20 protein-coding genes are annotated in these 22538 nt (G+C 70.5%); 11 read left to right on the forward strand and 9 right to left on the reverse strand.

Annotated elements, in window-relative coordinates:
- Positions 1-21: 21 nt before the first annotated feature.
- The 4 genes from F1D61_RS13380 to pabB form a co-directional block, all read right to left on the reverse strand.
- The gene (locus tag F1D61_RS13380) at positions 22-1617 is read right to left on the reverse strand and encodes an ABC transporter substrate-binding protein (RefSeq protein WP_203158436.1); all 1596 of its coding nucleotides are present in this window, start codon (positions 1615-1617) and stop codon (positions 22-24) included.
- 157 nt (positions 1618-1774) lie between these two features.
- Positions 1775-2620, reverse strand: a complete 846-nt coding sequence (locus tag F1D61_RS13385; protein ID WP_203158437.1) for an aminotransferase class IV — start codon at positions 2618-2620, stop codon at positions 1775-1777.
- Positions 2607-3218, reverse strand: coding sequence for an anthranilate synthase component II (locus F1D61_RS13390; RefSeq protein WP_203158438.1), 612 nt, complete (start codon positions 3216-3218; stop codon positions 2607-2609). Before F1D61_RS13390 ends, F1D61_RS13385 begins: the two co-directional genes overlap by 14 nt.
- Positions 3215-4606, reverse strand: a complete 1392-nt coding sequence (gene pabB, locus F1D61_RS13395) for an aminodeoxychorismate synthase component I (RefSeq protein WP_203158439.1) — start codon at positions 4604-4606, stop codon at positions 3215-3217. The genes F1D61_RS13390 and pabB overlap by 4 nt, the downstream gene beginning before the upstream one ends.
- Before the next feature lie 236 nt (positions 4607-4842).
- Between pabB and rimO the strand changes: the two genes are divergently transcribed.
- A complete protein-coding gene (rimO, locus tag F1D61_RS13400) occupies positions 4843-6159 on the forward strand; it encodes a 30S ribosomal protein S12 methylthiotransferase RimO (RefSeq protein ID WP_203158440.1) in 1317 nt (438 codons plus the stop codon).
- A gap of 217 nt (positions 6160-6376) precedes the next feature.
- Here rimO and pncA read toward each other — a convergent pair whose 3' ends face one another.
- The gene (gene pncA / locus F1D61_RS13405) at positions 6377-7021 is read right to left on the reverse strand and encodes a bifunctional nicotinamidase/pyrazinamidase (protein WP_203158441.1); all 645 of its coding nucleotides are present in this window, start codon (positions 7019-7021) and stop codon (positions 6377-6379) included.
- Positions 7022-7444: 423 nt separating this feature from the next.
- Entirely contained in the window at positions 7445-8419 is a 975-nt protein-coding gene (locus tag F1D61_RS13410; protein WP_203158442.1) for a quinone oxidoreductase family protein, read from the reverse strand.
- A 134-nt stretch (positions 8420-8553) separates the two neighbouring features.
- Between F1D61_RS13410 and F1D61_RS13415 the strand changes: the two genes are divergently transcribed.
- Entirely contained in the window at positions 8554-9765 is a 1212-nt protein-coding gene (locus tag F1D61_RS13415; protein ID WP_246775864.1) for a UbiH/UbiF family hydroxylase, read from the forward strand.
- 219 nt (positions 9766-9984) lie between these two features.
- Here F1D61_RS13415 and F1D61_RS13420 read toward each other — a convergent pair whose 3' ends face one another.
- On the reverse strand, positions 9985-11208 hold the full coding sequence (locus F1D61_RS13420) for a patatin-like phospholipase family protein (RefSeq protein ID WP_203158444.1): 1224 nt from the start codon (positions 11206-11208) through the stop codon (positions 9985-9987).
- Between the two features lie 485 nt (positions 11209-11693).
- On the opposite strand from F1D61_RS13420, the gene F1D61_RS13425 reads away from it, so the two are divergent.
- Positions 11694-12746 (forward strand): HpcH/HpaI aldolase/citrate lyase family protein, encoded by a 1053-nt coding sequence (locus F1D61_RS13425; protein WP_203158445.1) that lies wholly within the window; start codon positions 11694-11696, stop codon positions 12744-12746.
- Between the two features lie 125 nt (positions 12747-12871).
- Positions 12872-13237, forward strand: a complete 366-nt coding sequence (gene hspQ, locus F1D61_RS13430) for a heat shock protein HspQ (RefSeq protein WP_203159056.1) — start codon at positions 12872-12874, stop codon at positions 13235-13237.
- A 154-nt stretch (positions 13238-13391) separates the two neighbouring features.
- On the opposite strand, the gene F1D61_RS13435 is transcribed toward hspQ, so the two are convergent.
- Positions 13392-14138 (reverse strand): invasion associated locus B family protein, encoded by a 747-nt coding sequence (locus tag F1D61_RS13435; protein ID WP_203158446.1) that lies wholly within the window; start codon positions 14136-14138, stop codon positions 13392-13394.
- A gap of 388 nt (positions 14139-14526) precedes the next feature.
- On the opposite strand from F1D61_RS13435, the gene F1D61_RS13440 reads away from it, so the two are divergent.
- From F1D61_RS13440 to F1D61_RS13450, 3 genes are all read left to right on the forward strand, one after another.
- The gene (locus tag F1D61_RS13440) at positions 14527-15789 is read left to right on the forward strand and encodes an AMP-binding protein (RefSeq protein WP_203158447.1); all 1263 of its coding nucleotides are present in this window, start codon (positions 14527-14529) and stop codon (positions 15787-15789) included.
- 195 nt (positions 15790-15984) lie between these two features.
- A complete protein-coding gene (locus F1D61_RS13445) occupies positions 15985-16329 on the forward strand; it encodes a hypothetical protein (RefSeq protein WP_203158448.1) in 345 nt (114 codons plus the stop codon).
- 104 nt (positions 16330-16433) lie between these two features.
- Positions 16434-17366: an alpha/beta hydrolase family protein gene (locus F1D61_RS13450; protein ID WP_203158449.1), complete on the forward strand. Its 933-nt coding sequence runs from the start codon at positions 16434-16436 to the stop codon at positions 17364-17366.
- 149 nt (positions 17367-17515) lie between these two features.
- On the opposite strand, the gene F1D61_RS13455 is transcribed toward F1D61_RS13450, so the two are convergent.
- Positions 17516-17875, reverse strand: a complete 360-nt coding sequence (locus tag F1D61_RS13455; protein WP_203158450.1) for a TfoX/Sxy family protein — start codon at positions 17873-17875, stop codon at positions 17516-17518.
- Between the two features lie 589 nt (positions 17876-18464).
- Here F1D61_RS13455 and F1D61_RS13460 point away from each other — a divergent pair.
- The 4 genes from F1D61_RS13460 to F1D61_RS13475 all read left to right on the forward strand — a co-directional run bounded on the left by F1D61_RS13460 (position 18465) and on the right by F1D61_RS13475 (position 22475).
- The gene (locus tag F1D61_RS13460) at positions 18465-19382 is read left to right on the forward strand and encodes a carbohydrate ABC transporter permease (protein ID WP_203159057.1); all 918 of its coding nucleotides are present in this window, start codon (positions 18465-18467) and stop codon (positions 19380-19382) included.
- Positions 19379-20224 (forward strand): carbohydrate ABC transporter permease, encoded by an 846-nt coding sequence (locus F1D61_RS13465; protein WP_203158451.1) that lies wholly within the window; start codon positions 19379-19381, stop codon positions 20222-20224. The genes F1D61_RS13460 and F1D61_RS13465 overlap by 4 nt, the downstream gene beginning before the upstream one ends.
- Positions 20225-20237: 13 nt before the next feature.
- Positions 20238-21566, forward strand: a complete 1329-nt coding sequence (locus F1D61_RS13470; RefSeq protein ID WP_203158452.1) for an ABC transporter substrate-binding protein — start codon at positions 20238-20240, stop codon at positions 21564-21566.
- A gap of 81 nt (positions 21567-21647) precedes the next feature.
- Positions 21648-22475: a phosphodiesterase gene (locus F1D61_RS13475; RefSeq protein WP_203158453.1), complete on the forward strand. Its 828-nt coding sequence runs from the start codon at positions 21648-21650 to the stop codon at positions 22473-22475.
- The last annotated feature ends 63 nt before the right edge of the window (positions 22476-22538 follow it).

Below are 22538 nucleotides of genomic sequence, written 5' to 3' on the forward strand. Positions count from 1 at the left end.
GCAGACTCGTGCCGACCGGATCTACTTCAGGCTCACGCCGTAGAAGGTGTGGCGGCCGAACGGCGACAGCTTGAAGTCCACCACCTCCTTGCGGACCGGCTTTAGCTGCACCGCATGCGCGATGGTGAACCACGGCGCCTGCTGCTTGAACACCACCTGCGCCTGCTCGTAGAGCTTGGTGCGCTCGGCCTTGTCGCTGACGGTCTTGGCCTTGGTGACGAGGTCGTCGTAGGTCTTGTCGCACCACTTGGCGGCGTTGCCGCCGCCCTTCTCCGCCGCGGCGCAGCCGAGCAGGGTGTGGAGGAAGTTGTCGGGATCGCCGTTGTCGCCGGTCCAGCCGAACATCGCGGTCTGGTGCTCGCCGTCCTGGATGCGCTTGCGGTACTCGCCCCACTCGTAGGACTTGATCTCGGCCTTGACCCCGATCTTGGCGAGGTCGGCCTGCATCAGCTCGGCGATGCGGCGGGCATTCGGGTTGTAGGGCCGCTGGACCGGCATCGCCCACAGGTCCATCGCGAAGCCGTCGCCGAGGCCCGCCTCCGTCAGGAGCTTCTTGGCCGCGGCCGGATCGAAGGGATCGTCCTTCACCGCGTCGTTGTACGACCACAGGGTCGGCGGGATCGGGTTCTTGGCCGCGACGCCGGTCGAGAGGTAGACCGCGTCGATGATCGCCTTCTTGTCGATCGCCATGTTCAACGCCTTGCGCACCCGCACGTCGTCGAACGGCTTCTTCTTGGTGTTGTAGGCGAGGTACCCGATGTTGAGGCCGGGCTGCTCGAGCACCTGGACGTTCGCGTCCTTGCGCATCGCGTCGATGTCGGCCGGGTTCGGGTACGGCATGACGTGGCACTCGCCCTTCTGGAGCTTGGCCCAGCGCACCGACGCATCCGGCGTGATGGCGAAGACCAGGTCGTCGAGGGCGGCCTTCCCGGCATAGTATTGCGGGAAGGCGCGGTAGCGGACGATCGCGTCCTTCTGGTATTGCAGCAGGTAGAACGGGCCGGTGCCGATCGGCTCCTGGTCGAGCTTGTCCGGCGTGCCGGCCTTCATCATCGCGTCGGCGTATTCCTTCGACTGGATCGCCGCGAAGGGCATCGCGAGATCGGCGAGGAACGGCGCCTCGGGCTGGGTCAGGGTGAAGCGGACCGTGTAATCATCCACCTTGTCGAGCGAGGCGAGGAGCTTGGGCAGCCCCATATCGTTGAAATAGGTGTGGTTGGAGCTGGTCACCCGGAAGAACGGGTGGCTCTCCTTCCACTGCCGCTCGAACGAGAAGATCACGTCGTCGGCGTTGAAGTCACGGGTCGGCTTGAAGGCCTTGTTGGAATGCCACTTCACGCCCTTGCGCAAGTGGAAGGTGTAGGTCTTGCCGTCCTCGGACACGTCCCACTTCTCGGCGAGGTCCGGTACCACGTTGGTGGTGCCGCGCTCGAAATTGACGATGTTGGAGTAGATCTGGGAGCTGGCGTCGAACGAGGTGCCGGTGGTGTTCACCGCCGGATAGAAGTTCTCCGGGCTGCCCTCGGAGCAGTAGACCAGCGTCTTGGCGCCGGCCGGCAGGCTTGCCGCCAGGGCGGTCGCGGCACCGAGAACCACCGCCAGGGACGCGCGCTTCATGCTCTGCTCTCCAGGTCTCGCGGGCGGGTGCCCGGCCGTCGCCACTTCTGGCGGGTTTCCGCGCTTGTCCGCAAGGCCTTGGCGAATGGGACGCACAGGCGGGGCCTCGCATCCGAACCCTCCCCCCTCTGCGGGGGAGGGTTGGGCGGCGGCGCTCTCACCCCTCCACGGCCATCCCGCAGGCCTCGGCGATCTCCCGGGACAGGGCCTTCCGCAGGGACTGCAGCGCCGGATGCCGGGCGCTGGCATAATCCCGCGCCCCGATCCGCCGCACCGGCGCGAGCAGCCGCAGGGAGTTGGTGAGGAACACCGCCTCGGCCTCCGCCAGACCCGCGGGCGTCATCGATCCCTCGGCCGGCGCGAGGCCGAGGCCCGGGGCCAGGGCGAGCACCTGCGCCCGCACGATCCCGGCGAGCACTCCGTCGTCGAGGGGCGGCGTGACGATCGTGCGCCCGAACACCGCGAACACGTTGCCGATGCCGGCGCAGGCCACCCGGCCCTGCATGGTGAGGAACAGGGCCTCGTCGTGGCCGTCCCGTGCCGCTGCTTCCGCGGCGAGGACCGCGTCGAGATAGCCGAGCGTCTTGTGGCGCGAGGCCGGCGAGGTTTCGTTGCGGCGGATCGCGCTCCAGCCGAGGGACATCTCCGAGAAGGCCGTGCCGGGCCGCAAAGGCGCAGCGCTGGCCCACAGGACCGGGCGGGCTTCGGCCGGCGGGCGCAGGCCCCGCGGGCCGGAGCCACGGGTCACGGTGGTGCGGATCGCCGCCCGCTCGTATCCGGCCGCCACGGCCCGCATCGCGGTGCGGGCCTCCGTCTCGTCGAGCGCGAAGCCGAGGGCGGCGGCGGCGCGGCCGAGCCGCGTCAGGTGCGCCGCCTCCGCCACCACCCGGCCGCCCAGCGCCATGGCGGTGTCGAACACCCCGTCGCCGAGCAGCAGGCCGCGATCGGCGAGGTCGAACGGGGCGACCGTTCCCTCCTGCAAGCGCCCGTCACGCCACAGCACGGTGCGCCCCTCCCGCCTCGTGCCAGCGCCGGGCGAGGCTTAGAAAATTGCCGAACAGGGCGTGGCCGTGCTCGGTCAGCACCGATTCCGGGTGGAACTGCACGCCGTAGGTCGGGTGGCGGCGATGCGACAGCGCCATCACCTCGCCCTCGGCCGAGACCGCCTCGACGCTCAGGTGCTCCGCCATGGCGGGCGTCGGCTCGACGATCAGCGAGTGGTAGCGCCCGACCGTGAGCGGCGCCGGCAGGCCGCGAAACAGCCCCTGCCCGCCATGGTCGATCGGCGTGGCATGGCCGTGGAGCGGCTGCCGGGCCCGCGCGACCCGGCCGCCGAAGGCCGCGCCGAGGCATTGGTGCCCGAGGCAGACCCCGAGCAGCGGCACCGCGCCGGACAAGTCGCGGATCGCCGCCAGCGACACCCCGGCCTCCGCCGGGCTGCACGGCCCGGGCGAGATCACCACCGCCTCCGGCGCCAGCGCCCGGATGCCCGCCACGTCGAGGGCGTCGTTGCGCGCGACCCGGACCGGGGCGCCCAGTTCCTCGATGTAGCGCACGACGTTGAAGACGAAGGAATCGTAGTTGTCGATGACGAGGATCATGCGCCCTCCCCGGCCGCGAAGGCGGCGAAGACCCGCTCGGCCTTGGTCAGGGTCTCGTGGTACTCGGCCTCCGGGTCCGACAGCAGCGTGACCCCGCCCCCGGCCTGGAGCACGGCCCGGCTCTCGTCGAGCATCACCGTGCGGATGGCGATGCTGGTGTCCAGGCTGCCGGTAAACCCGATCCAGCCGATCGCCCCGCAATAGGCCTCGCGGGCATCGCCCTCGATCTCCGTGATGATGTCCATGGCGCGCAGCTTCGGCGCCCCGGTGATCGAGCCGCCCGGGAAGGTCGCGGCGAGGAGATCGAGCCCGTCCGCCCCGTCCTTGAGCGTGCCGGTCACCGCCGAGACGAGGTGGTGGACCCCGGCATAGGTCTCGAGCCCGCAGAGGGTGGGCACCGCGACGCTGTGGGGGGCGCAGATCCGCGACAGGTCGTTGCGCAGGAGGTCGACGATCATCACGTTCTCGGCCCGCTCCTTGGGGTGGGCGACCAGCGCCTCGGCCCGGGCCCGGTCCTCGGCCGGGTCGGGGGAGCGCGGCGCCGTGCCCTTGATCGGCCGGGTCTCGACCGCGCGGCCGTCGAGGCGCAGGAAGCGCTCGGGCGAGGAGGACGCAAGGGTGAGGCCATCGATTTCGAGAAAGGCCGCGAACGGCGCCGGGTTGCGCGCCCGCAGGCGGCGGTAGAACGCGAAGGCGTCGAAGCCCGGCGGCAAAGCCGCCTCGAAGCGCTGGGCGATGTTGGCCTGGTAGATGTCGCCGGCCCGGATGTAGTCCCGCACCCGGTCGACCGCCCTTGCGTAGGTGTCGGGCGTGAAGTTCGAGCGCCAGTCGAGGGGAGGCACCGGGCCGGCCTCGCCCGCCGGCTCTGGCTCGGCGAGCGCGGCCTCCAGGGCATCGAGATCGGCGGCGGCCTTTGCCGCGCGGGCGGCAGGGTCGGTCTCGGGGAAGCCGGTGGCGATCAGCACGCAGGTGCCGGCCCGGTGGTCGAAGGCGACGACCGAGGCGTAGAGGTTGACCGCGAGGTCGTCGGCGAGGCCGGCCCGGCGGAGGGGAGGCGTCACCCGCTCCAGGCAGGCGCCGAAATCATAGGAGAGGTAGCCGATCGCCCCGCCCTGGAACGGCGGCAGGCCGGGATCCGGTTCGGTGCGGTACGGCGCCAGCACGGCGCGCAACGCGTCGAGAGGGGCGCCCGGCACCGGGACGCCGTTCCAGAACGCCCGGCCGCCGCGCACCCGGAAGCGCCCGAACGGGTCGGCGGCGAGGTAGGAGTGGCGCCCGAGGGTGTCGTGCCGCATCGCGCTGTCGAGGAGCGCGAGCCCGGATTGTCGGCCGCGCAGGCGGGCGGCGGCGGCGGCGGGATCGAGGGGGGTGACGAGGCGGCTCCACATGGCGCCGTGATAGCGGAGGCGGGGGCCGCAGCGGAAGCCGGCCGTCGGGCCAAGATGCCGACCGGAACAAGATGCCGACCGGATACCAGCCACGATGCCGGTGCAGGGCCCGGAGAGGAGCGCCCCGTGACGCCCGCCCTCCCCCGTGCTATGGCCTGCCCCAGCACCCTTCCCTAAATCCTTGATCCCGCTCGCGCCGGCTTGGCCGTGGGCCGGTGTCCCATCACGCCCCCGCCATGAACGCACCCGCCCCCAAGATCTCCTTCGTGTCGCTCGGCTGTCCCAAGGCCCTGGTCGATTCCGAGCGCATCCTCACCCACCTGCGGGCCGAGGGTTACGAGCTCGCCCGCAAGCACGACGGCGCCGACGTGGTGATCGTCAACACCTGCGGCTTCCTCGATTCGGCGAAGGCCGAGTCGCTCCAGGCGATCGGCGACGCCATGGCGGAGAACGGCCGGGTGATCGTCACCGGCTGCATGGGCGCGCAGCCCGAGGAGATCCGCGAGAAATACCCGAACCTGCTCGCGGTCACCGGGCCGCAGGCCTACGAATCGGTGGTGGCGGCGGTCCACGAGGCGGTTCCCCCGGCCCACGACCCGTTCCTCGATCTCGTCCCGCCCCAGGGCGTCAAGCTGACGCCGCGGCACTACGCCTATCTGAAGATCTCGGAAGGCTGCAACAACCGCTGCACGTTCTGCATCATCCCGCAATTGCGCGGCGATCTCGTCAGCCGACCGGCGGCGGATGTCCTGCGCGAGGCCGAGAAGCTGGTGAAGGCCGGCGTCAAGGAACTGCTGGTCGTCTCGCAGGATACCAGCGCCTACGGCATCGACACCCGTTACGCCACCAGCCCCTGGCGCGACCGCGAGGTGCGGGCGCGCTTCTACGACCTCGCCAAGGAACTCGGCGAGCTCGGCGCCTGGGTGCGCCTGCACTACGTCTACCCCTACCCGCACGTCGACGAGGTCATCCCGCTGATGGCCGAGGGCAAGGTGCTGCCCTACCTCGACATGCCGCTCCAGCATGCGAGCCCGACGGTGCTCAAGCGCATGCGCCGCCCCGGCAACCAGGAGAAGATGCTGGAGCGCATCCGCTCCTGGCGCACCACCTGCCCGGATCTCGCCATCCGCTCGACCTTCATCGTCGGTTTCCCGGGCGAGACCGAGGAGGAGTTCGAGGAGCTGCTGACCTGGCTCAAGGAAGCCAAGCTCGAGCGCGTCGGCTGCTTCCAGTACGAGCCGGTCCGCGGCGCCCCGGCCAACGCAGTGGCGGACGCCGTGCCGGACGCGGTCAAGGCCGAGCGCCAGCGCCGGTTCATGGAGACGCAGCAGGCGGTGTCCTTGAGGCTCCAGAAAGCCAAGGTCGGCAAGCGCCTGCCGGTCATCATCGACGCCGCCGGCCCGACCGTCGCCAAGGGCCGCTCGAAGTATGATGCGCCGGAGATCGACGGCAACGTCCACGTCGCCTTCCGCCGGCCGGTCCGTGTCGGGGACATCGTGACGGTGAAGATCGAGTCGGCGGATGCGTATGATCTGCACGGGGTGGCGGTGTAGCCGTAGCTAGTCAGAGTCGTCGCTTCCAACATCTCCACGTCATCCCGGGGCTCGTCGAAGACGAGAGCCCGGGATCCATAACCTCTGACGATTCTCCAAGAGGCGGACAGCGTTCCACTTCATCCGGGAGCGTCGGCGTTTATGGATCCCGGGCTCCGCTGCGCGGCCCCGGGATGACATCGAGGGTGTCGGGGCCGCCGCCCGAACCACCCGGGCTTCATCCCCCGATCGCCCCGCTTCTCTCCCGCTCGACCCCCGCCGCCGCCATGTCGCCCCAGGCCCGTTCCAGCGAGCCGTCGAGGTCGATCGCCCGGCAGGCATCCTCGACCACCACCGCCTCGAACCCCGCCTCCCGCGCATCGATGGCGCTCCAGCCGACGCAGTAATCGGTGGCGACGCCGCACAGGAAGACCCGGGTGAAGCCGCGCTCGCGCAGGTAGCCGGCGAGCCCCGTCGGGGTGGTGCGGTCGGCCTCGCGGAAGGCCGAGTAGCTGTCGATTCCCGGCCGGTAGCCCTTGCGGATGATCAGTTCGGCATGGGGCAGCTCCAGCTTCGGCGACAGGTCCGCGCCGGGGGTGCCCTGAATGCAGTGCTCCGGCCACAGGACCTGCTCGCCGTAAGCCAGCGCCGTGGTCTCGAAGGGCTTCTTGCCGGGATGGCTGGTGACGAAGGAGGCGTGGCCGGCCGGGTGCCAGTCCTGGGTCAGGACGACGTGCCGGAACAGGCGCCCGAGCGCGTTGATCGGCGCGATCACCGCATCCCCGTCCGGCACCGCGAGGGCGCCGCCGGGCAGGAAATCGGGCTGGACGTCGATGACGAGGAGGCAATCGGTCTCGGTCGCGCGCAGGGCGTAGGAAGTCATCGCGTCATGATCTCCGCGCGGCCATTCGGGAGTGATTCGGCCCGGATGCCGCAGGGGATTTTAAGCATAACCGTGGCGGCGGACCAGGGACTGGCCCGCCTGGATTTGATCCGTGCTACCGAAGATCGTTGCGGGACTGGAAATCAGTATTGCAAAATCTGATTCGCGGTCAGATGATTCGGTGGTATCCTATCAGAGCCAATTCGACTTGCCAGGATACCATCGTGACGAATTCTTCTAGCCCAACCCTCGACCTCATCCTGAGGTGTTAGTCCATCGAAGATGGACTAACCTCGAAGGAGGGCTCCAGGAATCTCAGCGAGGGCTGGAGCCCTCCTTCGAGGTCAGTCGATTTTCAATCGACTAACACCTCAGGATGAGGTCGAGGGTGGGAATGAGTCCCCCGATCGATCAAACAGCCTATCAGGGATGCATCACCGTCGCACCGGTCGTCTGGCGCCCGGCGAGGTCGGCATGGACCTTCGGGGCGTCGGCGAGCTTCGCCCTTGTATGGACCGGGATCTTCACCGCGCCGCTCTCCACCACCTCGAACAGGTCGGCGGCCATCTCGTCCAGCACCGCCCGGTCGGCGGTGTGGGTGAACAGGGTCGGCCGCGTGGCGTAGAGCGAGCCCTTCTGGGCCAGCAGGTTGATGTCGAACTGCGTCACCGGGCCCGAGGCGCTGCCGAAATTCACGAAATAGCCGAAGGGCCGGAGGCAATCGAGCGAGGCCGGGAAGGTCGCCTGGCCGACGCCGTCATAGACGACCTGGCAGCCCTTGCCGCCGGTGATCTCCTTGACCCGGGCGGCGAAATCCTCGGTCCGGTACAGGATGACGTGGTCGCAGCCATGCTCGCGGGCAAGCGCGACCTTGTCCTCCGAGCCGACGGTGCCGATCACCGTGGCGCCGAGGTGCTTGGCCCATTGCGTCGCGATCAGCCCGACGCCGCCGGCGGCGGCGTGGAACAGGATCGTGTCGCCGGGCTGGACCTTGTAGGTGCGCCGCAGCAGGTACTGGGTGGTGAGGCCCTTCAGCATCATCGCGGCGCCGGTGTCGTCGTCGATGCCGTCGGGCAGGCGCACCACGGATTTGGCGTCGATCACCACCTCATCGGCATAGGTGCCGGCGGCCGAGCCGTAGGCGACCCGCTCGCCGGGCCGGAAGCCGGTCACGCCCTCGCCGACCGACACCACGGTGCCGGCGCCCTCGTTGCCGGGGGTGAAGGGCAGCTGGGGCGCCTTGTACAGGCCGGAACGGAAGTAGATGTCGATGAAGTTGACGCCGATCGCGCTCTGGCGCACCCGGATCTGGCCCGGCCCGGGATCGCCGACCGCGACCTCCTCGTAGCGCATCACCTCGGGGCCGCCGTATTCGTGAATCCGGATCGCCTTGGGCATTGGTTCGCTCCCGCCTCGGGTCTCGTCGTTCGGGCGGGATCATAGGTGCCGGGGCGCCTGCGGCAATGGCCGGGATGGCGGACCGGCCCTGCATGACCCAGATCAGGCACGATGATCGTTCGAGGATCCGTTCCGTGAGCCAGACAGCCGAGCCGAACTCTCAAACCCCCCTCTACGACGTGGCGGTGGTCGGTGCCGGCGCGGTCGGCCTGGCCTCGGCCCTGGCGCTCGCCCGCGACGGCCTGCGCACCGCGCTCGTCGGCCGCCATGCCCCCGTGGCCGACGGGCGGACCGTGGCGCTCCTCGACGGCTCGGTGCGGCTGCTCCGCGCCCTCGGTGCCTGGGAGGCGCTGGAGCCCCAGGCGGCGCCGCTCACCGAGATGCACCTGATCGACGACACCGGCAGCCTGTTCCGTCCGCCGCCGGCCCGCTTCGTCGCCCGCGAGATCGGCCTCGACGCCTTCGGCTGGAACATCGAGAACAGTCGCTTGGTCGAGGCCCTGCGCGCCCGCGCCCGCGAGGTCCCGGACCTGACGCTGATCGAGCACGATTCCGCCGGTTGCACCGTGGCCAAGGACCGGGCCTTGCTGGCGCTCGACGGCGGCGGGAGCGTCGCGGCCCGCCTCGTCGTCGCGGCCGATGGCGGAGGTTCGCCGTTGCGCGAGGCGGCGGGGCTGACGGCGCGACGCTGGACCTATCCGCAGAAGGCGCTCACCACGATCCTCGCCCATACGAGCGACCATCGCGAGGTCTCGACCGAGTTCCACACCCGCGAGGGGCCCTTCACCCTGGTGCCGCTGCCGGGCGGGCGCCGGTCCAGCCTGGTCTGGGTCTCGGCCGAGGCGCGGGCGGAGGCGCTCTCCGCCCTCGACGACGACGCGCTGGCCCGCGCCATCGAGCGGCAGGCCCAGTCGATGCTGGGGCAGATGCGGATCGACGGGCCGCGGGGCCTGGTGCCGATGCGCGGCCTGTCGGTGCCGCGCCCGGTCGGGCCGCGGCTGGCGCTGGTCGGCGAGGCGGCCCACGTCTTCCCGCCGATCGGCGCGCAGGGGCTGAATCTCGGCCTGCGCGACGCCGCGGCGCTCCGCGACGCGGTGGCGGGGTCGCGGGATGCCGGGGCCGAGTCGGTGCTGTCGGGCTTTGCCCGCGGCCGGGCTCTCGATGCCCGGTTGCGCACCGGCGCGGTCGATACCCTCAACCGCAGCCTGCTCACCGCCTTCCTGCCGAGCGATTTTGCCCGCGGCGCAGGGCTCCTGGCCCTCTCGACCATCGCGCCTTTGCGCCGCCTGGTGATGCGCGAGGGCGTGACCCCGCGCCTGGGGACACCGAGCCTGATGCGGGGGTGACGAGGTTGCTCGACGAAGCTCACACCCTCCTGGTCATTCCGGGGCCGCGAAAGCGGAGCCCGGAATCCAGAACCGCAGGATGGTCGGGAGGGAGCGGAACGCTGCCCGTTTCGTCTTGAGCCGACTGAGTGTCTGGGTTCCGGGCTCGACTCTCGCAGCCCCGGAATGACATGGAGGACGTCAGATCGGTCGAGCGGAAACCTGCGTCTGACGCGCTCCCTACGGCGCGTTGCTGGCGCTGCGCCCCGTTGCGCTGGTGACCATGGTGTCGGCCGACCAGTCGAAGGCGGTGCCGGCTTTCCCCAGCCGCTCGCCATGGGCGAACAGGGCCCGCATGTAGCCCTGCTCGAACGGCGCCTGCGAGGTCTGGGAGAAGCGCTGGTCGATGGTGGCGATGTGGACCGGCATGCCCGTGCGCGCGGCGAACGCCTTCGTCACCGCGACGGCGCCGGCGGTCTGGGCCTTGATCATCGCCGAGAGCGAACGGCCGAGGATGCTCAGCATCGAGCGCTGCGCGACCTGGAAGTCCGGCGCCAGCGAGGTGTTGACGACGACGTAGATCTCGGGCGCCGGCAGTCGGCCGTCCGCGGGAGGCGTCCCCTCCACCTGATCCAGCATCGTGCGGCCGGGGGCGACGAAGAACGGCGCCGTGGCGCCGCCATCGGCATGCATCTCCTGGAAGCGCTTGCCCCCGGGACCGGTCGACTCGATCATCACCGGCGGGAAGATGCCGGGGATCGCCGCCGAGGCCAGCATCACCTCCCGGAAGAGCTTGAGCCCGGCGGGCCCGCCAGCCGCCGCGATGGCGCCCATGTCCCACAGGGTCGGGCGCAGGGAATCGAGCTCGGTGGTGACGACGAGGAGGCGCCGCCCCTTGCGGTGCTCCGCCGCCACCGCCTCCAGGAGCGTGGGCGTGACGCTGCGCTCGATGCCGCGCTTGAGCGGCCAGGTATCGGTGAGGCTCTCGGAGCCGCCGCCGAACTCGAACACGTCCGCGGCGGAGGTCTCGGTATAGGCCTTCTCCAGGGCCGCGTCCTGCGAGGCGCCGAGGAAGGCGAAGGGGGCGATGAGCGCGCCGGTCGAGACGCCGGTGACGATGCCGAAATCCGGCCGGGTGCCGGCCCGGCTCCAGCCCTTCAGGAGGCCGGCGGCGAAGGCGCCGTTCTCGCCGCCGCCGGACAAGGCGAGCCAGGGCGCGCGCGAGGCCATGGCGGCACCGGCGAGGAAGGCCCGGAACGCCGCCGGGTCGTCGCCCGGCAGCCGCACGGAGGCCGGCAGCCCCTCGGGCCGCGCCGCCGCGAGGTCCCCCGCCGTGAAGCTCGCCCGCACGGTCGAGCGCTGCCGGTCCGCCACCGTGCCGGCCTCGGCCGGGAGCGCGAGGCCCAGGGCGAGCATCGTCGTTGCGGCGACGGCAAACCCGCGCCGATTCCAGTCTCGGGACATGGTCGTCTGTCCTCCGCCGCCCGCCTCGTCCGGTGAACGCCACGGTGAGGCTCGCGTTCCCTGCCGCATGTGCGAAAGAACACGTGCGCGCAGATCTCTTGTGCTCGATCCGTCAGATCATGAGGCGGGAGATCCGGGTCGCGGCCAGTCCGGAAGCCGATCCGCCCTGCCTCTGCTGGCCTCATTGCGGTCGTGCAAGGATAATCCTCAATCCGCGGCCCGCAACTCGACATCGGACGACTTGCGACGGCGCCTTGAAGACAGGGCGTCGCGCGCATCCGGGGGAGCCCGGCCGGAGCGTCCCCCGAAGGCATGAGGCTCGCACCCGCCGAGGGCGAAGGGCGGATGACGGTCCTCGGCACGACCATCTGCCGAGAGGCGCCCCCCTTTACGGCCGCGCCGCCCCTGCACTACCCCTCCGTCACGGCCGGGATTTTTTTCGCGATGCGGGAGACCGATCGCACCGGAAGGTTGGAGACACGCCCATGAAACTGCCGCGCCGCTTCTTCCAGCCCCTGGCCTCCGGGGCCCCGGCGCCGTTCCGCGAGCTGCCGGTGCGCCTGGAGCGCATGATCCACTTCGTGCCGCCGCACAACGACAAGGTCCGGGCCCGGGTGCCGGAACTGGCGACCCAGGTCGACGTGGTGCTGGGCAACCTCGAGGACGCGGTCCCGGCCGACCAGAAGCTGAATGCCCGCAAGGGCTTCATCGCCATGGCGCGGGACACCGACTTCTCCGCCCACGGCACCGGCCTGTGGACCCGCGTCAACGCCCTCAACAGCCCCTGGCTGCTCGACGACCTGATCGAGATCGTGGCCGAGGTCGGGGACAAGCTCGACGTCGTGATGGTGCCGAAGGTCGAGGGGCCGTGGGACATCCACTACGTCGACCAGCTGCTGGCCCAGCTCGAGGCCCGCGCCGGGGTGAAGAAGCCGATCCTCGTCCACGCCATCCTGGAGACGGCGGAGGGCGTGGCCAACGTCGATGCCATCGCCTGCGCCTCGCCGCGCATGCACGGGATGAGCCTGGGGCCCGCCGATCTCGCGGCGTCCCGCGGCATGAAGACCACCCGGGTCGGCGGCGGCCACCCGGATTACAAGGTCATCGCCGACCCCACCCCCGGCTCGTCCGAGCGGTCGAGCGCCCAGCAGGATCTCTGGCACTACACCATCGCCCGGATGGTCGATGCCTGCCAGGCCAACGGCATCAAGGCGTTCTACGGCCCGTTCGGCGACTTCTCCGACGGCGCCGCCTGCGAGGCGCAGTTCCGCAACGCCTTCCTGATGGGCTGCGCCGGGGCCTGGACCCTGCATCCGAGCCAAGTGGCGATCGCCAAGAGCGTGTTCGCGCCCGATCCCGCCGAGGTCGCCTTCGCCAAGCGCATCCTGGAGGCGATGCCCGACGGCACCGGGGCGGTGATGCTCGACGGCAAGATGCAGGACGACGCCACCTGGAAGCAGGCCAGCGTGATCGTGAACCTCGCCCGGCTCGTCGCCGCCAAGGATCCCGACCTCGCCCGCGCCTACGGCCTGGAGTGATGATCCTCCCGGTATCGTGAGCCCTCGGGGGCGGGCCCTGCCCTGGGTGCAGGCCTGCGCCGGTGCAAACCCGCCCCCGTCATCCTATGTTGACGCCCATGCCCTTCGGACAGACCCTCTCCGCCATGCCCGCCCCGCAGCCCGACGCCGCACCGTCCGGCGCGGTCATCCGCCTCGCCAAGTTCAACATCGGCGACGTCGTGCGCCACCGGATCTACCCGTTCCGCGGCGTCATCTTCGATGTCGACCCGGTCTTCGCCAACACCGAGGAATGGTGGCAGGCGATCCCCGAGGAGGTGCGGCCGTCCAAGGACCAGCCGTTCTACCACCTGCTCGCCGAGAACCAGGAGACCGAGTACGTCGCCTACGTCTCGGAGCAGAACCTGGTGCCGGACGGCTCGGGCGAGCCCCTGCGCCACGCCCGCATCGCCGAGATGTTCGAGCGCGACGCCGCGGGCGGCTACCGCATGCGGATCGACGCGGCGAATTAGGCCCGCCTCCCTCTCACGAGGGAAGCGCCACGGTCTTCGACGATCGCGCCTGCAATCCGCACGAGAAAGGGCCGGGCGTCGCCGCCCGGCCCTTCTTCGATCCGGCCGCGGGCGAACCCGCGGCGCGATGCCGGTCAAAGCTTTCTAAGGGCGCCTACTTGGCCGGGGCCGCCGCCGGGGCGGCCGCGCCCTTCTGCTCGAGCTGCTTGCGCATCTCCTCGGAGCGCTTCTCCAGCTCGGCCTGGAGCTTCTTCTGCTGCTCCTCGAGCACCTTCGGGTCGATCGGGGCGCCGTCGAAGGCCTTGCCGAAGCCGGCCAGCGGCACCGCGAAGGTGACCTCGCGCTGCATCTGGTTCTGGACGCTGACGTGAAGGGTGGTCCCCTTCTTCATCGCGGCGACGACCTCGTCCTTCAGGCCCGGGGCCTCGGCGAAGCAGCCGTTCGGGAAGCAGACGGCGTAGCGGCCGGGGGTCGGCTGGCCGTTGTCGACCGTGAAGCGGATGCCGGGCTGCAGCAGCAGGCCGAGCGGCATCAGGAAGCGCACGACCTTGGTGCCCTGCGGGCCCTTCATGTCGTAAACCGCCACGGCCAGAACCGCCTGGCCCTGGTCGGAGACGAAGTCGCGGGTGGTGTAGCAGACCTCGCTGCCGCTGCCCTGGTCCTTGCCGCAGACCTTGGTCCAGTCGGTCTGGGACGGCTCGGGCTTCACCTGCACGACCATCGGGCCGGTCTGCTGGGCCTGCGCGGCCGGGGCCGCCTGCTGGGCCGGAGCCGGGGCGGGAGCGGCGGGCTTCTTGGGCTGGGCGAGCGCCGGAGCGGCCGCGAGACCGAGCCCGAGGCCGGCCAGGGCGAAGGCAATGGCGGCCTGGTTCGGGCGCGCGGGACGATTCGCGAAGAACATCAGGAGTGGACCCCTCAAACGGCAGGACGTCGGTGGCCTTTGCGCGCGAAACCCGCTGGATGCGGGTCGCCGGCAGCAAGCGGAGCGCGGCCGAAGGGCTCCGCCCGGCCTCCGGGGCGCCTGCTTTCCCCCGGATTGAGGCGAAGGCAAGGCCTCGGCCGCCGACCGTGTGGGGGCCTTAACCGATCCCACCGCGGACCGCGAGGGGGCTGGCAGGCTTAAAACGGCATTAACCATGCGTGGGCAGGATGGCGGGCGCGGCAGGCGGACGGGGTGACGGTGGTGGCGGCTCAGGCGACGATGAGACGAGACGACGCGTCGTCCCTGCTGGATCCGGCATCTCTGCCGGTATTCCCCCGCCCGGGGCCGGGGGCCCGCCCCCGCTCCGATGGGCTCCACCATGGGCTTGGGCGCCCTCCTCGCTGCCATCGCCGACCGGCATCCCGCCCGCATCGCCCTCGTCGACCAGGCGAGCAAGCCCGCCTGGTGCGGCCGCCCGGCCATCGCCTGGACCTATGCCGCCGCCCGCGAGATCGTCGCGCGCCTGGCCGAGGGCCTGCAGCAATGGCGGCTGCCGCCCAGGAGCCCCATCGGCCTGTGCATGGCCGGCATGGCCGAGGCGCATCTCGCCTTCCTGGCGATCGAGCAGGCCGGGCACGTCCCCTGCCCGCTGCCGGTCACCTGGGACGAGGACCGTCTGCTCCAGGCCGTCGAGGCGGCGCAGGTCCTCGCCATCCTGACCCAGGGGGTGCTCGGGGCCGAGCGGCCGGCGGAGACGATCTGCCGGGTCGCCATGCGCTACTTCCCCCTGCGCTTCGTCGCCGCCTTCGGGCCGCACGTGCCGGACGGGGTGATCAGCCTCGACCAGGTCGTGCTCGACCATCGCGGCGACGCCGCCGCCCTCGGCACCGGGCCGGCCGCCGGCCTCGTCACCTTCGCGCTTCCGGGCGTCTCGCCGGCCCGCCCCGGCCCCCAGCCGGAACCCGAGGGTACGCCCGTGCCGGTGCGGCGCGAGGCCGAGGCGCTGACGGCCGCTGCCGCCGGCTGCCTGGTGCCCCTGCGGGTCGAGCCGGGCGAGCGGATCCTCAGCCTCCTGCCGCCGAGCGACCTGAAGGGCCTCGCCACCGGGCTCGCCGCCGCCCTGCTCGCCGGCGCCACCCTGGAATGCCACCCGGTCTTCGATGCCGGCGCCCTCTCCGCCGCCCTCGACCAGCCGGTGCCGACCCACCTCGTCGCGCCCGCCTGGATGGAGGCGGGGTTCTCCCGCACCACTGTGCCGGGCCGCCTGCGCACCCTGGCCTACGTCCACCGGGCGCCCTGCCGCCTCAGCACCCGGCTGCCCGGTCGCTCCGGCGTCGTCGACATCGTCGCCTTCGACGAGGTCGCCCTGCTCTGCGGCCGGCGCGACGCCCAGGATGTCGGCCTCGTCCTGGCGGCCCCGGAGCGGGCCGCCCTGGGCACCGACCGGGGCGGCCTGATCCAGCTGCGCCGCGATCCGGACGGGCGCCTGAGCTTCCGTGGTCCCGCCTGCACAGCCGTCATGTTGCGCCGCGGCATCACCGGGGACGAAAATCCGGACGGATGGATGGCCTCGCGCTTCCAGGCCTCGCTCTTCGCCGGGGTCGCCACCGCGGTCTCGGCAATGCCATAGCGCACCGGCAGGGTGCCGGGTACCGCTTCTCGGGCCGAAACGCTCGTTGTTCCAATGGTTTGACGGGCCGTCGCCGAGGCCCGCCCGGGGTCGTCCGGCGGTCCCGCTTCTGCGACGGAATTGAACCTTCGTCGGCTCACGGCGTTACAGCCCCGGTGCCTTCACGAGAGGCGCGCGATCGGCTAACGCTTTGACATGGGTGCGCTGCAAAAAGTTCTCGTCGTCGACGATGGCCACCGCGCCATCGATCGGGCCCTTTCCGCCGAACTGGCCGAGCTGGGCTATGCCAGCGTCACCGCCTCCCTGGAGGCGGCGGACGACGTGCTGGCGATGATGCCGCGTCCGGCCGCGGTGCTGCTCCACATGCCGCCCCGCGACACCGGCGGCGCCTTCCGGATGATGTCGGAGCGCCTGCGCGAGCAGATGCGCGGCGCCGGCATCCCGGTGATCGAGGTCGATGCCGCCGGCCAGCAGACCGGCGCGCCGATCGACCTCCAGAGCCGGATCGGCACCCGGGTTCTGAACGAGCCGGAATTCTAGGCGCTCTGTCGGTGGTAGGTTGCCTCCGCCGACCTTGTCCCATACATTGTTGACCTAGCGTCATCCAATCAGGGGCTCTCGTGCTCAAACGGATGTCGGTGCTCATGGCCTTGGGCACCGTAGTTTCGGGCTGCGCCCCTTCCCTCGGCGGCTACGCATCCTATGCGTTGGGCGCCCTCTCCCGGCCTCCGGCCGAGGCGCGGGTCGACATCCCGGGCCTTGGTGAACGCATCGTCTACACGGCCATGCTCGGTGACGGGAGCGGCCGGGACGGCACCCTGGTCTTCCTGAGCGGGTCGGGTTGTCTCTCCCTTGCTTGGCACCTTCGCGAATGGTTCGAAGACATGCCGGGGAACTGGCGCGTCGTCGGCATGGAGAAACGCGGCGTGCAGCCGCGCGATACCGGCATGGCCGGATGCTCCGATATTTACCGGCGGCACACCGATTACCAGACGCTCACCGAGGATGCCGCCGCCTTCGTCTGCTGGGCCGTCGCCCGTGATGCGGGCGCCCATCTTGCGAGCGCTCCCCGCCGGGTGCTGATCGGCGTGTCGGAGGGCGGGGCCATCGCACCGTCGGTTGCCGCCCATGTGCCGGGCATGACCCATCTCGTCGTGATCGGCGCAGGGGCGATCCCGGGCCGGGACAGCCTGCGGCTGATCGCCGAGGCTCAGGGCTGGGACGACCTCGACGGTGAGACGGCCCGCATCCTAGCGGAGCCGGACGATGCGACGCGGATCTGGCGCGGCCACAGTTCTCGCTACTGGGCGTCCTGGCTGCGCGCCGATGCGGGCCCTTTCCTCGCCGCGCTCAAGATCCCGATCCTGATGGTGCATGGCACTGCCGACCGCAGCATGCCCGTAACCGCGGCGATCCAGGGGCGCGACCGTCTCCTCGCGCGCAATCCACGGGTGGACCTCACCCTCGATCTGGTCGAAGGCGGCGACCACGCGCTGCGGACGCCGGACGGCACCGGGCGCGGACGATTCCTGCGCCGGCTGGACGGGTGGCTGCGCGGCGAGGCTGGCCCGGTATGAACGTCGCCTCACCTCGTCGGCAGCAGGTTTACCGCCGCGCCTGAGCAGAGAGACCGAAGGCCTTGAAGGCTGTCCGCACGCCGACATGGGCCCCGAATTCCTCGGACATACCAGCGACGATGCCGCGTGGCGTGAGGTTATGCCGCGCCTCAACCCCCCCCCCCCCCCCCCCCCCCTATCTGCGCCCGCTCCGCCGCCGTGCAGGCCCGCCGCGCCCATGCCACGAATTCCTCGGGGTCGTCGCTGAGCCGGTCCGGCGCCTGCCAGTAGCTGGCGATGACGGTTACCCGGCCGCCTTTCCCGGCATAGGAGAACGGTGCGCTGCCCTCGGCCGCGAAGGACGCGGTCTCGTCGGGCGTGACCTTCAGGTACAGCACGTCGCGCACGGCTAGCCCGAACATCAGGCCATCGCGAAACAGCCCGAGCCCGCCGAACATCCGGCGGATCGAGACGCTGCCGAGGGGCGCCAGCATCTCCTCCAGGAAGGCGCGGTATCCGTGGTCCGTCATGATTCGCTCAGTGGGATGTTTCAGAGGCGGTTTGATGGGGCGCCACAGATCTGACGTCCGCTGCGTCATTCCGGGGCCGCGCAGCGGAGCCCGGAATCCAGAACCGCGGATGGTTCAGGACAAAGCGTCTCTTGTTCCGCTTCATCTTCCACCACCTGAGTTTCTGGATTCCGGGCTCCGCTGCGCGGCCCCGGAATGACATGCAGGGTATGAAGACTGTTGATCAGATCAAACAGGCTCACAGGCTGAGCGTCCCGTCCCGGCGGCGTGCCGGCCAGCCCGGCCGCGCGCCTGTGTCATCATTGTTCCGGTTTCGCGGCGCCGAGCGGGCGATTCGGCAAGATCCGTCATGATCCCGCTCAAGTCATGCCATCATGGCTCGCTGTCGAGAGACGCTGGACCCGCGCGCAGGACAGGTCTTCGGGTGACCGGATAGGCAGCGAAGCGGGACGACGACCGCCGACATCGGGCCGGCCATGCCGGGAGCGCGGCTGGATGCGATCCCGATTTCATCCGCCTGTCACGAAACGGCCCGATGACGCGCCGGTCCCGACACCCCCGGCGGAAACCCGTGACCCACGCCCTCGACATGATTCCAGCGGCCCGGCAGGTGCCTGTCGCCGCGCCCGATGCGGCGCGCCGGCCCCTGGCCGCCCTGGCCCTGCCGCTCGCGCTCCTCAGCCCCTCGCTGATCTTCCTCGCCCTGTTCACCTACTGGCCGGTGGTCGAGGTCGTGTGGGATGCGACCCACGAGGTGACGCGCCGGGGCACCCGCTTCGTGGGTTTGGCCAACTTCGCCGCCCTCTTCGCCGATCCGACCTTCCAGCGCGCCCTCCTCAACAACGCCCTCTACGCGGTCTGCACGGTGGTGCCGAGCCTGGTCCTGGCCCTCGCCTTCGCGCTCGCGCTCAACGGCGCCGGCCGGGTGCGCGCCGCGATGCGGGCTTTGTTCTTCCTGCCGGTGATGATCCCGCTGGTGGCCGCGGCCGCGCTCTTCCTGTTCCTGTTCCTGCCCGGGATCGGGCTGATCGACCACCACCTCGCCCGGCTCGGGCTTAGAGGGGCCAACTGGCTCGGCGATCCCGACCTCGCGCTCGCCGCCATCACGGTGCTCACCGTGTGGAAGAATGCCGGCTACTACATGCTGTTCATCCTGGCCGGCCTCCAGGCGATCCCCGACGAGGCGAAGGAGGCCGCCCTCCTCGACGGCGCCGGCCCGTGGCAGCGCCTGCGCTACGTCACCCTGCCGGCGCTTCGCCCGACCTTCGCCTTCGTGGGGGTGATCGCGCTCTTGAACGCCGTGACGCAGGTCGACCACGTCTTCGTGCTGACCAAGGGCGGGCCCTCGGACGCGACGAAGCTGCTGCTGTTCTACATCTACGAGCAGGCCGCCGAGCGCTACGATGCCGGCCGCGCCGCCGCGGCGACCGTGGTGACGTTGGGCCTGCTGGCTGCGCTGACCGGCCTGTCGCTCGCCCGCGGCCAGGGCCCGGAGGCGGCCCGATGAGCGCCGTCTCCTCCGGCCCGGTGACCCGCGAGGTCACCCCGCACATCGCCCGCTGGATCGTCGCCGGCCTCGCGCTGGTCTGGGCGGTGCCGTTCTGGTGGATGCTGGTGGCGGCGTTCCGGCCGGCGGGATCGGGCGCGGATGCCTCGCTCCTGCCCTCCCTGACGCCGACGCTCGTCAACTTCGCCGAGGCCTGGGCCTCGGCCGATTTCCCGCTCTACTTCCTCAACTCGCTGGTGATCTGCGCCGGCATCCTGGCGGTGCAGCTCGTCACCGCCTCGCTCGCCGGCTACGTCTTCGCGCGCCTCGAATTCCCCGGCCGCGGCATCCTGTTCGCCCTGTTCCTGGTCCAGCTGATGCTGGTGCCGGTGGTGCTGCTGGTGCCGAACCTGAAGACGATCGCGGCTCTCGGCCTCTACGACACCCTGCCGGGCGTGATGGCGCCCTATTGCGCCACCGCCTTCGGCACCTTCCTGATGCGCCAGAGCTTTCGCGAGGTGCCGCGCGAGCTGGAGGACGCCGCGATGATCGACGGCGCCGGCTGGTGGGCGCGCATCCGCCTGATCTACCTGCCGCTGACGAAGCCGGCTTTGGTCGCCTTCTCGATCGTCTCGGTCACCAGCCACTGGAACGAGTTCCTGTGGCCGCTGATGGTCATCAACTCCCCCGACAGGCGGCCCCTGACCCTGGGTCTCGCGAGCTTCACGCTCAGCGCCGAGGGCATGCAGGCCTGGGGGCTGATCGCGGCCGGCACCTTCCTGGTCAGCCTGCCGCTGCTCGCCGCCTTCCTGATCTTCCAGCGCCGGTTCGTGAACAGCTTCCTCGCCTCCGGCATCAAGTAGAGGACAAATACAGATGATTTCCTGGTGGAAGGGCGCTGCGCTTGCCCTCGTGGCGGCGGCCGGCCTCGCCGCGCCGCGCCCCGCGCTCGCGACCGACATCGAGTTGTTCTTCCCGGTCCCCGTGGACGGGGCGCTCGCCCGCAACATGTCGGGGCTGATCAAGGAGTTCAACGACTCCCATCCCGACATCAAGGCGGTTCCGGTCTTCACCGGCTCCTACGACGACACGCTCCTGAAGACCCGCGCGGCGATCAAGGCCGGCAAGCCGCCGGCCGCGGTCATCATGTCGGCGAACTTCCTCACCGATCTGGCGATCGAGCACGAGATCGCGCCGATGGACGACCTGATCGCCAAGGACGGCAAGAGCCAGGACGCCTTCACGGGCCAGTTCTTCCCGGCGCTCCTTCCCAATTCCGTCATCGACCGCAAGGTCTACGGCGTGCCGTTCCACAACTCCACGCCTCTGCTCTACATCAACGCCGACCACTTCAGGGAGGTCGGCCTCGACCCCGACAAGCCGCCGCGGACCTGGGCCGAGCTGTCCGACGCCGCCCGCAAGCTGACGAAGCGCGAGGGTGACCGCACCACCCGCTGGGGCCTGATGATGCCTTCGAACTACGATTACGGCGGCTGGATCCTCGAAGCCCTGACGATGTCCAACGGCGGGCAATACTACAACCGCGATTACGGCGGCGAGGTCTATTACGACACCCCGACGATGCTCGGCGCCCTCACCTTCTGGTCGGACCTCGTCCACAAGGCTAAGGTGCATCCGTCCGGCGAGCAGAAGGGCCCGGCGGTGACCGGCGCGTTCCTGGCCGGCCAGGCCTCGATGATGATCATCTCGACCGGCTCGCTCACCTTCATCCGCGACACCGCCAAGTTCCCGTTCAAGGTCGCCTTCGTGCCGATGAACGTGCGCCAGGCGGTGCCGATCGGCGGCGCCTCGCTGGTGCAGCCGACCGGCCTGTCGCCCGAGAAGCGCGCCGCCGGCTGGACCCTGATCCAGTGGCTGACCTCGCCCGAGAAGTCGGGCTGGTGGAGCCGAGCCACGGGCTACTTCGCCCCCAACAAGGCGGCCTACGACTTAGCTGAGATGAAGGCCTTCCTGGAGAAGAACCCCGACGCCAGGATCGCGGTGGACCAGCTCGCCAACGCCCAGCCGTGGTTTGCCACCTACCGCACCGTGCCGGTGCGCAAGGCGATCGAGGACGAATTGCAGGCCGTGCTCGCGGGCAAGCGCCAGCCGAAGGAGGCGCTCGCCGCCGCCCAGAAGGCCGCCGACGCCCTGATGCGTCCCTACGTCGAGGACACTGCGCTCCGCCTGCCGGGCGCCGAGTGATCGCCTCGCGCTGAAACGCATCCCCCCTGTCCCGGGCGTCGTCCGGGACAGGGCCCATTGCCCCCGTGCCGGACGAATCCCATGCTCATCGCCCAGATCACCGACCTGCACGTGCGCCCCCGCGGGCTGCCGGCCTATCGGGTCTCCGAGACCAACCGGATGGTCGCCCGCGCGGTCGCCCATCTCATCGCCCTCGATCCCCGGCCCGACCTGGTGCTGATCTCCGGCGACCTGACCGATTGCGGCCTGGCGGAAGAATACGAGGAACTGCGCGGCCTGCTCGCGCGCCTGCCGATGCCGGTCCATGTCATCCCCGGCAACCACGACCGGCGCGAAGCCTTGCGCGAGGTCCTGCCGGCGGCCTGGATGCCCGGCGCGAGGAGCGGCTTCATCCAGTACACGATCGAGGATCACCCCGTCCGCCTGATCGCCCTCGACACGCTGGTCCCGGGCGCGAGCCACGGCGCGCTCTGCACCGAGCGCCTCGGCTTCCTCGAGCGCGCGCTCGCCGGCGGTGACGGCCGCCCGACCCTGGTCTTCATGCACCACCCGCCCTTCGAGTGCGGCTTGGTCCACATGGACAATATTCGGCTCCTCGACGGCGAGGCGCAATTCCGGCGGCTGATCGGGGCTCAGACTTGCATCGAGCGGATCCTGTGCGGCCACCACCACCGGCCGATCGTGACCCGCTACGCCGGCACGATCGCCCAGATCGCCCCGAGCGTCACCCATCAGGTCGCCTTCGATCTGGACCCGGAGCACGCGGGCGCCCTGGTCTTCGAGCCGCCGGCCTACCTGCTCCACCGCTACACGCCGGAGACGGGGATCGTGAGCCACATGGTCTATGTCGAGAGCTTCGACGGGCCGTATCCGTTCGTGCTGGACGCGGCGTATCCGGGGCAGCATTGAGAATATAATTTTTTCGAAAAAGGTTTTCGCATCCTCCGCGTCATCCCGGGGCCGCGCAGCGGA

The sequence above is a fragment of the Methylobacterium aquaticum genome, from assembly GCF_016804325.1.
In the GTDB taxonomy this organism is placed as follows: domain Bacteria; phylum Pseudomonadota; class Alphaproteobacteria; order Rhizobiales; family Beijerinckiaceae; genus Methylobacterium; species Methylobacterium aquaticum_C.